Below are 13054 nucleotides of genomic sequence, written 5' to 3' on the forward strand. Positions count from 1 at the left end.
ATCACCGGTGACGATTCCCATATCACTCGAGGAGTCCACACATTGTGAGCACTGCAGTAGCGAAAGCACCGTCAGCCGTCATCGTTCTAGCAGCAGGTGCTGGAACCCGTATGAAGTCAGAGACTCCCAAGGTAATGCACCCTATTGGTGGGCGTTCCATGGTTGAGCACGCGATAGCGGCTGCTCAGGATCTTCGTCCCCAGCGTCTAGCTGTTGTGGTGCGTCACCAGCGTGACAAGGTAGCAGCCCACGTTACTGCCTTTGACCCTTCTGTCACCATTGTGGATCAGGATGACGTTCCCGGCACCGGTCGTGCAGTTGAAGTTGGCCTCCTGGGTCTTGACGAGAGTGCCACCGTTGAGGGAACCGTTGTCGTCACCTACGGCGATGTTCCTCTACTCCGCTCAGAAACACTCAAAGAACTCATCGCGGTTCATGAGCTTGATGGTAATGCGGTCACAGTTCTTACCACTAATATTGCTGATCCCGGTGCATACGGCCGCATCGTCCGCAATGCTGCTGGTGAAGTAACCGCCATCGTTGAGGCCAAGGACGCCACTGATGAACAGCTAGCTATCACTGAAATCAACTCGGGGATCTACGCCTTCGATGCTGCTGTCCTTCGCGATTCGCTCAAGCAGGTGACCACCGATAATTCCCAGGGTGAAAAGTACATCACCGATGTCTTGGAGATTGCTCGCGACGCAGGTCACCGCACCAGTGCACTGGCGATTGAAGACCGTTGGGAAGTTGAAGGCGCTAACGACCGTGTACAGCTGGCCCAGCTGGGCCGCAAGCTCAATGACCGTCTGCTGGAGATGCATATGCGCAACGGCGTGACCATCGTTGACCCGGCAACCACCTGGGTTGATGTCACCGTCACCATCGAAAACGATGTCACCGTGCTACCTGGCGTCCAGTTGCAGGGAACCACCAGCATTGCCACTGGCTCCACGGTTGGCCCTGATTCCACTCTCAAAAACATCACCATTGGTGCTGGCGTTACCATCGAACGTACCCACGGTTCTGAGTCAGTGATTGATGCCGGCGCTACCGTTGGCCCCTTCGCCTACTTGCGTCCCGGCACCCATCTGCACGAAGACGGCAAGATTGGCACCTTTGTAGAGACCAAGAACGCTGAAATCGGTAAGGGCTCTAAGGTGCCTCACCTGTCTTACGCAGGGGATGTCACCATCGGTGAGAACTCCAACATTGGCGCGGCGTCCATCTTCGTTAACTACGATGGTGTCAACAAGCACCGCTCCACCGTAGGTAATAACGTGCGCATGGGCTCCGATAACATGTACGTCGCTCCTGTCACTATCGGTGATGGGGCGTATTCTGGAGCTGGGACCGTTATTCGCCAGGACGTCCCCGCTGGCGCCCTTGCAATCAACGAAGCCCCCCAACGCAATATTGAAGGCTGGGTTACCAAAAACCGAGCGGGTACTGAGGCTGCAGCTGCAGCCGAGGCAGCAACCTCTGAGGAGAACAAGTAATGACGGAGATTACTAATCCGGGCGAAAAGAAGATGGCCCTGCTGAGTGGTAGCGCCCACCCAGAACTTGCACAGCAAATTGCAGCTGAGCTGGGCAACGAAGTTCTACCTAGCTCCTCTTACGTTTTTGCTAACGGGGAACGCTATGTGCGCTTTGAAGAATCAGTGCGCGGTGCAGATGCTTTTGTGATTCAGGCGCATCCTGCTCCCATCAATGAGTGGCTGATGGAACAGCTCATCATGATTGACTCCCTCAAGCGTGCATCGGCTCGTTCCATTACCGTGGTTTCGCCGTTCTACCCCTATGCCCGTCAGGACAAGAAGCATAAGGGCCGTGAGCCTATCTCCGCTCGTCTCATCTCAGATCTCTACAAGACTGCCGGTGCTGACCGTCTGATGAGCGTGGACCTGCACACTGCTCAGATTCAGGGCTTTTTTGATGGCCCCGTGGATCATCTGATGGCAATCCCCCTTCTGGCAGAGTACGTAGCGAGCAAGGTTGATACCAAGAACGTCACCGTTGTTTCGCCCGATACCGGCCGCGTGCGCGTTGCTGAAGAGTGGGCAGAGCTTCTGGGCGGCGCGCCTCTTGCCTTTGTGCACAAGACCCGCGATATTAATGTCCCCAACCAGGCTATCTCAAAGACCGTGGTGGGCGATATTGAAGGCCGTACCTGCGTGCTCATCGATGACATGATCGATACCGGCGGTACCATTGCTGGCGCGGTGAAGGTGCTCAAGGATAACGGTGCAAAAGACGTCATTATCGCAGCTACCCACGCTGTCTTCTCACACCCTGCCGCTGAGCGTCTGGGCTCCTGCGGCGCCAGTGAGGTGGTAGTGACTAACACCCTGCCGCTGCGCGATGACCAGAAGTTCGAGAACCTGACAGTTCTATCGATTGCCCCTCTCTTGGGCCGGGCTATCAAGGAAGTCTTTGATGAAGGCTCCGTTACCAGCCTGTTTGAAGGCAAGGCCCACTAGCTACCATCACCTATGATCGTGCGGTTCCAGCTCAGTAGCTGGTGCCGCACGTTTTCATATTCTGGCTTGTCTCGGAGTAGTTGCCGAGTCACTACAAAAGGAGTCTGGTCATGAGAGTAGGTATGTTGTCTTCTTGGGATATGGAAGATCCATCCTCATGGTCTGGCGTAGTTTTACCTGCTTGCCAAAGTCTTGCTGAAAAAGTTGAATTAGTACCTTTACAGGTGCCAAAAATTCGTGATTCTATGGTGGATCGTTTTCTTACACGGTTGCTCGGCCTCCTGAAGATTACCTACCTACCCGGTGATTCTTTCGCCACCTCCTTCCGCAAGGCACGGGCTGTGAAAAAGTTGCTGAATCAGCATCAAGTAGATGTAGTGGTATCGTTCGCAGCTGCCAAAGAGTCCTTGGGCGTGCCTGCCCATATTCCTCTAGTTCAGATAGCTGATTCGTCTTTTAAAGCCATAGTTAAGGCGTATTTTAAGCACCAAAAAGTATCCCGCCTCACCCTGTTTCAAGGTGCGATGTTGGATCGTTGGGTAGCGCGTAGAAGTGATTATTTCTGTGTAGCCAGTGAATGGTCTGCCCAACAACTGATCAATGATAACGGGGTGAGCCCAAAAGCTATTCGCGTACTTCCTTTCGGTCCGGGAACTTCGCCTGTGTCGGGGCCTTTAGGCTCTAAATCTACTGACCCAGGTATCGCTGTTCTCTTCATTGCATCTAACTGGGCCCGTAAGGGTGGGGAACGGGCTCTGAAGAGCTTTAGAAAAGCCCGTCTTGTGCGCCCTGAACTCACTCTCACAGTGGTGGGGGCACCACCGCTCGTAACTGAAACAGATGGAGTGAAGTTCTTACCACGTCAAACCCGTGAAGAATTATCTAGCTTGTATCGTTCCCACCACCTCTTATTAGAACCAACCGAGGCAAGCGCAGGTGGAGTGGTTGTGACTGATGCTCTCAACCACGGGTTGCCCGTACTTTCTACCCTGGTTGGTGGCATCCCCACCCTGGTTCGCCCGGGTGAAACTGGTTGGCTAGTATCGCCGGATAACGCGGTTGAAGAAATGGCAGAGCTGTTGGTAACTCTGACGCCGGCCGAATTGACTCGAGTTTCAGCAGCTGCTGAGCAAGACGCTGGTCAACGTTTGACCTGGGAGAACTGGTCAAAAGGAATGCTAGAAGTCTGTGAAAAATTGGCTCCTTAGTGATTCTAAGCCTGGCTGAGAATATGGAGTCTGAGCCCAAACGTCGCCGCTACCACAACAGATGACGTTGGTATCCGCCCCGAAACATGATTCGATAGGGAGTAGAGAGTATGCGAAGAAGAGGAGGCCGTGTGCCATTACTTTCGGTCATTATCCCTTTTTATGGTGACCCCGCCGATACCCTAGCGCTACTTGCAGAACTTGAATCTCAGGGAATCCCAGATTCCGTTGAAATTATCGTGTCAGATGATTGCTCACCCATCTCCTTCCCATCATATCAAGGTGTTACGGTAGTGCGCCGTAGCTCAAACGGTGGTTTTGGATCCAACGTCAACACCGCTGTTGCTGTTGCTAGGGGAGAGTGGGTGTTGATTCTCAACAGTGATTTGACCCCACCAGAGAACTTCTTAGTACGCATGATTCAGGCAGCCCAAGAGGAAGGAGCAGCCCTGCTGAGCCCTCACATCGTAGGCCACCGGGGTGAAAGTCAGTGGGTAGGGAGGAAATTCCCCCTAACTCGCCATCACATGTGGGAGTGGTTTACTCCGGCGGCGCGATTACGCTCCACCGTATTCTGGCACGCGATGGTGGGGCACGATGTAACCTGTGTCAGCGGCAAGCGAGCTGAGCCTGATTGGCTGATGGGAGCCTGCATGATGCTCCGTCGTCAAGACTTCAACGCTGTAGGCGGCATGGATGAGCGATTCTTTATGAATAGCGAAGAAATTGACTTGCAACGGCGGCTAGCTGAACGAGGCACGAAGAGAGTCTTTCGCGGAGATATCGTAGTGGAGCACCTGGGTGGAGGCTCATCGGGCGCGTCAGCTCAACGTCGTCAGTGGGTATTGGACTCTCGTTTTATCTACAACGCTAAATGGGGTCGAGGGCAGCACCTGGCGTTAGCCCTTAGATTGACGAGCTATGCAAACTTTTTCTTCAACTTGATTCGGTTCATCCGCAATAAAGCGGTGACCCCGCGCGCTGGTCTGCGCGAGGAGCTGGCCTTCATCAAGAGAGCAGAGCACAAAAAATAATGTCAGAGAAACTGCTGATTATCAGCCCTGCCTTTCACGGCTACTGTCACTCTATTGCCGATGGTTTCAGGGGGTTAGGTTACGAGGTCACTGTTCATCGTTATGATGCCTTTGACACCGTGAAAGATAAGGTAAGAAACAAGGCGCTCTACGAGCTGCCCTCAAAACTTGGATTTGACGGGCAGAAAGCTGCAGAAAAAGCAGCGACGTCCAAAGCGCTTGAAGTCATAGAGCAGGTTAAACCCGATAAGCTTATCGTCATTAAGGCTGACACCCTGGGCGATAACTTTTGGCAGGCTGTTGCGGATCGAAAAGTCCCCTACCTGCTATGGCTTTACGATGACTTGAAACGTCACCGCTACACCACTGAGTTCCTACGCGGCCTTCCTGCTGTGGTCAGCTACGCGCGATCTGAGGCAGAAAGTTTTGCTGCTGAGGGAATTAACGCTCACTTCGTAGCTAATGGATACGACCCCAAGCTGGCAGCTTTTCCGACAACCCGTGTTCCTGAAATTGTGTTTGTTGGATCCCGCTACGAAAATCGGGAAACTATACTCCTCGCTTTGAAGGGCGCCGATCTGTCGGTGCGTGCCTACGGCCGAGGCTGGTCACATCATCCCTTTGACCGCCTAAGAACGTGGGAACTTAAGCGCCCTAATCTCCCGGCTGAGCGTGATATTCCCTTGCACGAAGCCTACCGGGTGCAGGCAGCTGCTGCTGCATCCTTGAATGTACATGGGTTACAGGCGGGTCTTGCCATGCGCACTTTCGAGGTGCCCGGTATGAATGGTCTTCAACTGATTGATCGCCCCGATGTTGCTGAGTTCTATGAGATTGGCAAGGAAGTCCTGCTCTATCAGAGTACAGAAGAATTGATTGAGCTGTGCCAGCATATTATTTCCGATCCCAGGTGGAGCGATTCCATCCGTGCCGCCGGCCTCAAACGTAGCCAGGCTGAGCACACTTTCTTCCACCGAGCACAGAGCATGGATGCGCTATGGGTCTAAAATACCCCACCAATCTTGAAGCATGGGGCAAATGGCAAGCAAACTCTAAACCAGAACGCAGAGTAAAGGACTTTGCTCAGGTTTGCTTGCGGTTAGTACCCGGAAAAAACAGTAGGGTTGCCCAAGAAGCGGCTGAACCTCAAGTCGGAATTCTGCACCTTCGCGGCTCGTCTCCACGCCTGCTGGTTGTGCTGGACTCTACTTCACCTACATCTTTAAGCTCTCTGGTGCGCCCTCTGCAGTTTGTCGACGATGTAGATATCGCGGTGTGGGCCCCGCAGGATGTCTCGGCTCAGCTGCCTGGTCAAAGTGATAAATGGCGCTGTGAACCGGCTAGCGAGATGGATCTTTGCGCACTCACAGAAGTGGTGACCGTGATGGCTCTCGGGCACTACATGGGATTTGGGGGTGCAGCATACCGGCTGACCCAGCGCACCGGCGCCCGGTTCGTGACCGTTCAGCATGGTCTGCACACTCCTTACGCCCCACCTTTGGCTCCAGGCACTCACCTCTTAGCTTTCAGCGAGGCTGATGCTCATTTCTGGATATCGGACCGAACTGATGTTACCTATGATGTGGTGGGTTCTCAGCTCTTCTGGGATGCAGCGCAGAAGCCCAAGGTAGATATAACGGAGCTGGGGGAGCCGGTAGTCTTCCTGGGTCAAATGCACGGTGCAGAGTTGCCGCGCGCCTCCTTTGTAAGGGCCACCCTTAAGTTCGTTAAAAAACACAGGGCAGTCTATCGACCGCACCCTCAGGAGAAAGATAAACTATCAAGAGTAGTTCATGCCCTCATGAAAAAGATAGGTGTGACGATTGATGAATCTCAACAGCCTTTGAACCAGGTGAATAACCCTGTTGTTGCTATCTTTTCAACAGGCATCATTGAAGCGGCTATTCGCGGCGTGCCCTCCTGGGCTTATCACCCTGACCCCCCGGAGTGGCTCACGGAGTTTTGGGAACGTTATGGCATGAGTCAATGGGGAGATTCTCCGACACCGTCTCCTTCGCTTCCGCAGATAGAACCGGCCCGATCAATCGCTACTATCATCACTCAACAATTGGAGAAGTAAAGATGCGTGTGTTGTGTGTTATTCCGGTTCGCGGCGGTTCTAAAGGCATTCCTCGCAAAAATATCAAGCCGATTGCGGGCAAGCCGCTGGTAGCCTGGACCATTGAGCAGGCTTTAGCCGCTCAGACCGCTCTCGCGGGTGAACACACGGTTGATGTGCTGGTTTCAACCGATGACGCTGAGATAGCAGAGGTAGCTCGCGCACACGGCGCCCAGGTACCTTTCATGCGCCCCACCCACCTGGCAGAAGACACCACTGCCACCGAGCCCGTGGTTGAACACGCCATCGAGTTTTACACAGCCGCGGGTCAGCGTCCGGACGCAGTAATGCTCTTGCAAGCAACCAGCCCGGTGCGCCTGCCGGGAACCCTAGAACGCGTTATCCGTCAGTTTTCTGTCTCGGGCTCAGACTCTATGGTGGGCGTTATTCCTATTGGTCCTTTCATCTGGACTGCTACCGAACCGCCCACCGCCCAGTATGAGGTCATGGCCCGCCCCCGCCGCCAAGAACTGACCCGTGAGACCTTTCGCTACCGTGAAAACGGGTCTATGTACATCACTAAAACCGAGCTCTACGAGACCCTACATAACCGTTTAGGCGGAGCAATTGAGCTATTTATGCTTGATGAGGTAGAGGGTGTGGACATTGACGCCATGATTGACTTCACCGTAGCTGAACATCAACTTAAACAGACTTTCTCAACAGAAGAAAACGAAGGTTAACCCCGATGAATATCGAACGTAATATCACCCCCTACATCGTTTTCTCTGAGGATCCGGTATTAACCGCTCTGCAGAAGATTTCTGCCAACCAACAGCGCATTATCTTCCTGGTCAATGAGTCTGGCTACCTGCAGGGCGCCCTATCTGACGGGGATTTCCGCCGCTGGCTCATCGCTAACCCGGCTGCCAGCCTAGAAACTTCAACCTTTGAGGTCGCCAACCTCACCCCCAAAACCGCTCCCTTCGGGGCATCCCCTGCAGAGCTCCAGGGTGAGTTCGCCCAGGGAATTTCCCTGCTACCTCTGGTCGATGAGCGTGGCCACTTGGTAGCTATTGCCGTGGATGAGCAGAACGTTCTGCGCATTGGACGAACCGAAATCTCTGAGGACTCACCCGCTTTCATTATTGCCGAGATCGGCAATAACCATCAGGGTGACGTTGACTTTGCCAAGCGCCTGGTTGACCTGGCCGTTGAAACCGGCGCTGATGCCGTGAAGTTCCAGCTACGAGACATGGACGCTCTCTACCGCCAGGCTGGCTCAAAAAGCGCTGGCGAGGACCTGGGCGTGCAGTACACCCTTGATCTGCTGCGTCGCTTCTCATTTAATGTTGATCAAATGTTTGAGGTCTTTGACCACGTTAAGCAACACGATATGGACATTATGTGCACCCCTTGGGACGCTCCCTCGGTACAGGCACTGGTGGACTACGGTGTGCAGGGCCTGAAGGTAGCATCTGCTGACCTCACCAATCACGAACTTCTGCGGGATATGGCTTCTCGTGGTCTGCCCATGCTGGTTTCAACCGGTATGAGCCGTGAGGAAGAAATCCGCGAATCGGTCAACCTTTTGCGTTCAGCTGGTGCTTCCTACGCCCTGCTCCAGTGCCAGTCCACCTACCCGGCGCCCTTCAAAGACGTCAACCTGGCCTACATGGATCGCTTGGCTGAAATTGGTCAGTCACTAGTGGGTTACTCCGGCCACGAACGCGGCTACCACGTTCCCATTGCGGCTGTTGCCCGCGGCGCAAAAATCATTGAAAAGCACTTCACCACCGATAAAACCCTGGAAGGCAACGATCACACTGTCTCGTTGCTACCTGAAGAGTTCAAGGCTATGGTGACCCAGATTCGTGAAGTTGAAGAGTCCATTGGCACCGCAGCACCACGCGAGGTTTCTACCGGTGAGCTGATGAACCGCGTCAACCTGGCCAAATCGCTGGTAGCTACCCGCACCATCGCTCAGGGCGAGGTGGTCTCAGAAGCCGATGTTGAGGTTAAATCACCCGGCCGCGGTCTGCAGCCCAACTACCTGCCTCAGCTGGTGGGCCGCACCATGCAGCGTGAGGTTGAGGTTGGTAGCTTCTTCTTCGAAGGAGATCTTAAAGATGATCTGGTTACCCGCCGAGATTTCAAGTTCGACCGTCCTTGGGGTCTGCCGGTTCGTTACCATGACTACAAGCCTCTGATTGAGGACGCCAAGCCTGACTTCCTGGAATTCCATTTCAGCTACAAGGACCTCGAAATCAATATCGATGATGTCTTTGACCGCAAGTTGGGCATGTCCTTCACCACCCACCTGCCCGACCTCTTCGCAGGTGACTTCTTGGTAGACCTGGCATCCCGTGACCAAGATATCTGGGAACGCTCCATAGCTGAAGTTCAGCGCACTATCGACATCACCCGCGATCTGACCCGCTACTTCACCCTGGATAATGACCCCATCATGGTGGTCACTATGGGCGGCTTCACCAAGGACGGCCACATCGCACCGGCAGCCCGCGTTGATAAGTATGAGCGCATCGGTGAAGCGCTGAAGCACCTTAATACCTCAGGTGTGCGTCTTTCGGCTCAGACCCTGCCCCCTTACCCCTGGCTCATGGGTGGGCAACAGTTCCACAACCTCTTCCTTGACCCTAAAGACACCGCTGACTTCTCAGACACCTACGACACCGAGCTCTGCTTGGATATCTCCCACACCATGCTGGCCGCTAACTTCCTTAAGATGCCGCTGAGTGAAGCTGTTGAGCTTCTAGCGCCGCGCTCTAACCACCTGCACCTAGTGGACGGCGTTGGCGTGGACGGCGAAGGCGTACAGGTCGGTGAAGGTGACGTGGACTGGGCAGCCCTGGGCAAGCAACTGCGAGAACTCAACCCCACCGCTTCCTTTATTCCCGAAATCTGGCAGGGGCACGTTAACAACGGTGAGGGATTCTTCACCGCACTAGATCGGTTGGAAAAGTGGCTGTAAGCCATTCTTTACCGGTGGCGCTCCACTGTGTACCGGTCCCAGGCTTTGGTGGCGTAGCTCGGCATATCAGCGATATCGCTGAAGCCGGGCTACCCGGTTACCGCCTGGTGGTGCTCTGCCCGCCAGGTGCACTTTCTGCTCGGCTTAAGGAACTAGGTGCTGAGGTGCTGGAAGCAAACTTTGGCACAGACGCTGGGCTCAGGGTGTCTTTACGCACCCTCACCAGCATCATCGAAAACCTACAGCCGGCTATCGTTCATAGTCACTTAGCCTACGCCGATGTAGTGGCAGCTATCGCCGTCAACCGGCTCAAAGCGCGCAGGGTGTTGCACCGCTCCACCCATCTCCCACAGCTCTTTACCACCGAGCACGGTATCGCCGGAGACGACACCGTGTACCACGGCTCATCCTGGCGCTCACGTCTCATGCAGACGGTCCACCGGGCCCGGCTCTGGGGCACAGATGGGGCACTCGCTGTTTCACAGTCCACCGCTGATCAGATGAGGCGTCAATGGGGCGCTCGCAAGGTGGGCGTGCTGACTAACGGTATTGACCTTTTGGGTATACCTCAGGCAGTTGCGTCGCAGCGAGTTGTCCCTGATTCCCACCAGCTGAGGGTGCTTTCGCTCTCCCGTTTAGCTCCTGAAAAAGGGCTGGATGTTCTGATTGATGCCTTCGCTCTGCTGCAGCAACAGGTACCGGGTGCATCCCTGGAGATAGCGGGTGAAGGTGAGCTTTTACCCCAACTTCAGCAGCAGATTAAAAAGCTCGGACTTGAAGAGTCGGTGAGTTTCCCCGGTTTTGTTGATTCTCTAGCTGCTATGGGCCGCTCTGATGTTTTGGTTCAGCTTTCGGTGTGGGAGAACTGCTCCTACACCCTGCTGGATGCCAAGGCCGCTGGTCTAAAGGTGATAGCAACAGCGGTTGGCGGTAACCCTGAAATTCTCTCGGGTGCAGAGATGGTTCCATCACTGAGGCAGATGAACCGCGATGTAGCTGCAGCGCTGGTTGCCAAGAAGGTACGAGAAGCACAAGATCTACCTAACACAACCTTCGAATGGACTACTACGGAACAGATGGCCAGCCACTTGGCTGATTACTACGGGGAGGGGGCAAGATGTCTATCATCGGAATAAGCGATGAAGGAAAACTGACCCTGAGGCAGAAAACCATGGGGCAGCAGGTCAAAGATTGGGGCCAGCGCGCCAAGGTTGAGGTCTCCCAGGTTCGTATTCCTGAGTTTCTGCTTTTCGCGTCCCTGATTTACGGGCAACCTGTACCGGGTGTGGGCCTACCCTTTAACCAACTCATGGTCTTTATCATTGTGCTTTACGCAATGACCCACAAACCGCTTTTCTCATTAGGTAAATGGTCCCGTCTCTTTATTCTGTTCGGCGCTATATTGAGCTATATTGCCATCGTCTCCGCGTTCGCTGACCCCAGCGATTACGCAGCGGACTGGACGAGGCGGTGGCTGCGCCTTGCTGCAACAACCCTTCTGATTTACGTTATAGCGGTGGGCCAAATTCACCTGCGGTCAGCGATTTTAGGCTACTCTGCAGCGCTGGTCGTTAACGCGGCGCTCTTCTTTGCAGGGATAGCCCCTGACACCTACGGCGGTTATCTGACAGGTTATCTGGGCGATAAGAACTATGCTGGTCTGGTTCATGTTCTCTTCGGGTTGCTGATTATGACGGCTTTTACTAAACGGTGGCAGCAGGTCACGGTTTTCTTGATTTCCTGCGGTCTGTTATGGACCACAGGTTCCCGTACGTCCTTAGGTGCATTGGTTTTTGCATATCTTTGGATTCTTATTGCTCCTCGTCTGGTGCCACTTGCTAAGGTGGCTCTGATGGGCGCTTTCTGGTGGCTCCTTGGCTTTTTAACGGAAGATTACTCGCAGGCAGAAGTTTTTGGCGATCGAGCGGGAACCGACGAACTACGGTCACGTATTGATGCTATGTCATGGGCCAAGGTGCAGGATACCGGCTTCTTCGGTCAGGGACTGGGCGAGGCGTATGTCTACGATGTGGCTGATGAACGTACCTGGTTCTTTCACAACTCCTACTGGTCAGCTTTTGTCGAAGGCGGTTGGCCTTGGGCTATAGCCCTGGTTGCTATTACCCTTTTTGTTGCTGTGCGCCCCCTGAGCAAGAACCCGGGCTGGAATAAATACCAAGTTATTGCACAGGGCCTAGGTATTGCGTCGTTGGTCTGTGCCCTGCGCTTGGGTGAGGTCTTCTATACACTTCCTTGGGCTATCGTAATGGGCTACGTCTTGCGTGCTTGGGTGATTAGTCTACCGAGCAATGAAAAGGTTCCCCTGTTCGGGTACGACAAAGAGATAGTGGATGTTAAACGATGAGTAGTCCATTGCAGGCCTCGGTTATTATCTGCGTCAAAAATGGTCAGGATTTCTTGAGGAGGCAGCTCGATGCTGTGACAGCCCAAGTCACAAACCCTAGAATCAGCTATGAGATTATTGTGGTTGATAACGGGTCAACTGACGGAACCCCGCAGGTGATTCAAGAGTGGCTAAAGACAGTTAGAGCGAACGGTCTCGTCAGAACTTTCTCTCAGCCTCATCTAAAGGGGATTCCCACTGTAAGAAACTTCGCAGCGCAACAGGCTGAAGGGAATCTCTTGCTTTTTTGTGATGCTGATGATGAGGTGTCAGATTCTTGGGTTCAAGCCTATATTGACAGACTAAACGGGCAAGAAGCACTTGCTGGTGGTTTGATAGAAGCTTATGATTCTGCAGGGGCAGCTCATCCGGGCCTTTTCCCTCACAGTCTTATACAGACGACATATTTACCGCATGTTGGTAACTGCAATTGTGCAGTAAGTCGATCTATCTTTTTCGCTGTGGGTGGCTATGACCAATCATTACCTACCTATGGTTTTGAAGACGTTGATTTCTCATGGCGGGTGCAAGAGGCCGGTTTCCCCATTATCTTCGTTGAAGAAGCCCATATACGGTTTCAAATGAGCGGTTCTACTGCGTCCTTTAGAAAGAAATTCCTTTTGGGAAAGGGGAGGGTCCTGATGGCCCGTCGGTACCCTAGCTATGATTCTGAAACCTATAGTGTCGGTTATTGCACCAAAAAAATCATCAGAGTTGCTTCTGAAATTATCCACAAATTTCGTAAAGAAAGAACCTTTAACCGGCGTGAGCTATCAGTTCTAGTAGCGAGCTTCGGTAATCTATACGGTGCTCTTTTCTATTCAGGCAAGAACAGACAACCCGCCCGTGAACTTCTACCACTTTCTGAGGTATAG

Annotated in this window: 11 protein-coding genes; all 11 read left to right on the forward strand. The window is 53.6% G+C overall.

Features of this window, described 5'->3' with window-relative positions; genetic code table 11:
• The first annotated feature begins 44 nt into the window (after nucleotides 1-44).
• The 11 genes from glmU to M3668_RS10005 all read left to right on the forward strand — a co-directional run bounded on the left by glmU (nucleotide 45) and on the right by M3668_RS10005 (nucleotide 13054).
• Nucleotides 45-1499, forward strand: a complete 1455-nt coding sequence (gene glmU / locus M3668_RS09955) for a bifunctional UDP-N-acetylglucosamine diphosphorylase/glucosamine-1-phosphate N-acetyltransferase GlmU (protein ID WP_251380694.1) — start codon at nucleotides 45-47, stop codon at nucleotides 1497-1499.
• The gene (locus M3668_RS09960) at nucleotides 1499-2482 is read left to right on the forward strand and encodes a ribose-phosphate diphosphokinase (protein ID WP_237203909.1); all 984 of its coding nucleotides are present in this window, start codon (nucleotides 1499-1501) and stop codon (nucleotides 2480-2482) included. The genes glmU and M3668_RS09960 overlap by 1 nt, the downstream gene beginning before the upstream one ends.
• 110 nt (nucleotides 2483-2592) lie before the next feature.
• Entirely contained in the window at nucleotides 2593-3690 is a 1098-nt protein-coding gene (locus M3668_RS09965) for a glycosyltransferase family 4 protein (RefSeq protein ID WP_251380695.1), read from the forward strand.
• A 131-nt stretch (nucleotides 3691-3821) separates the two neighbouring features.
• Nucleotides 3822-4724, forward strand: a complete 903-nt coding sequence (locus tag M3668_RS09970; RefSeq protein ID WP_251380696.1) for a glycosyltransferase family 2 protein — start codon at nucleotides 3822-3824, stop codon at nucleotides 4722-4724.
• Entirely contained in the window at nucleotides 4724-5731 is a 1008-nt protein-coding gene (locus M3668_RS09975; RefSeq protein ID WP_251380697.1) for a CgeB family protein, read from the forward strand. Before M3668_RS09970 ends, M3668_RS09975 begins: the two co-directional genes overlap by 1 nt.
• Nucleotides 5722-6804, forward strand: a complete 1083-nt coding sequence (locus M3668_RS09980) for an RNA-binding protein (RefSeq protein ID WP_251380698.1) — start codon at nucleotides 5722-5724, stop codon at nucleotides 6802-6804. The genes M3668_RS09975 and M3668_RS09980 overlap by 10 nt, the downstream gene beginning before the upstream one ends.
• 2 nt (nucleotides 6805-6806) lie before the next feature.
• Nucleotides 6807-7526 carry an acylneuraminate cytidylyltransferase family protein gene (locus tag M3668_RS09985; RefSeq protein WP_251380699.1) on the forward strand — a complete coding sequence of 240 codons (720 nt, stop codon included), beginning with the start codon at nucleotides 6807-6809 and terminating at the stop codon, nucleotides 7524-7526.
• A 5-nt stretch (nucleotides 7527-7531) separates the two neighbouring features.
• Nucleotides 7532-9775 (forward strand): N-acetylneuraminate synthase family protein, encoded by a 2244-nt coding sequence (locus M3668_RS09990; protein ID WP_251380700.1) that lies wholly within the window; start codon nucleotides 7532-7534, stop codon nucleotides 9773-9775.
• Nucleotides 9766-10911: a glycosyltransferase gene (locus M3668_RS11205; RefSeq protein ID WP_251380701.1), complete on the forward strand. Its 1146-nt coding sequence runs from the start codon at nucleotides 9766-9768 to the stop codon at nucleotides 10909-10911. The genes M3668_RS09990 and M3668_RS11205 overlap by 10 nt, the downstream gene beginning before the upstream one ends.
• On the forward strand, nucleotides 10893-12140 hold the full coding sequence (locus M3668_RS10000; RefSeq protein ID WP_251380702.1) for an O-antigen ligase family protein: 1248 nt from the start codon (nucleotides 10893-10895) through the stop codon (nucleotides 12138-12140). The genes M3668_RS11205 and M3668_RS10000 overlap by 19 nt, the downstream gene beginning before the upstream one ends.
• Complete coding sequence (locus tag M3668_RS10005) at nucleotides 12137-13054, forward strand: glycosyltransferase family 2 protein (protein WP_251380703.1); 918 nt, start codon at nucleotides 12137-12139, stop codon at nucleotides 13052-13054. Before M3668_RS10000 ends, M3668_RS10005 begins: the two co-directional genes overlap by 4 nt.

The organism is Rothia sp. P100 (assembly GCF_023712425.1).
Lineage (GTDB): Bacteria > Actinomycetota > Actinomycetes > Actinomycetales > Micrococcaceae > Rothia > Rothia endophytica.